1 protein-coding gene is annotated in these 494 nt (G+C 75.3%); it reads right to left on the bottom strand.

Going from position 1 to position 494, the window contains the following annotated elements; translation table 11 throughout:
- On the bottom strand, window positions 1–464 hold a 464-nt coding region (locus C1I97_RS38695; RefSeq protein WP_111007428.1), incomplete at its 3' end, for a DUF5134 domain-containing protein.
- Window positions 465–494: the final 30 nt, after the last annotated feature.

Here is a 494-nt window from a genome sequence, read left to right as displayed (position 1 = left end):
CCACCCACCGCGCTGCCGGCCACCGCCCCGGCAGGGACCAGCCGGGCGCCGGACAGCAGGACGTAACCCGCGAAGTACAGCAGCAGCGCGCCCGTGACCAGCGGCACCCCCGCCCCGCCGTGCATGGGGTGGGAGCCGGGCGAGAGGGCCATCGCCACGGACATGTAGACCATGGCCGCCGCGCCCATCAGGTGGTGCAGATGGTGCGGACTCCTCCGCGCCGACCACAGTGCGGGCAGCGCTGCCGCCCCGAAGACCACCGCGTAGGCCGACCACGCCCACGTGGGTGGCGTGAACACCGCCGCCGGTACGGCCATGGCGGCCATACCGAAGCCCATCAGCGCCTCATCGCCCGCGGCCCGGCGCTCTTCCCCAACGGTGCTGCGCACGCGCAGCAGGCAGTACGCCCCGGTCGCCGCGCACAGCGCCACCAGCAGCCAGCCGGCCGCAATCGATCCGTGCACCCCCACCTCCCCGCTCGACGGGCCCCGGCC

This window comes from Streptomyces sp. NTH33, from assembly GCF_003236365.1.
Classification (GTDB): domain Bacteria; phylum Actinomycetota; class Actinomycetes; order Streptomycetales; family Streptomycetaceae; genus Streptomyces.
This window is presented reverse-complemented; position numbering and strand designations above follow the sequence as displayed.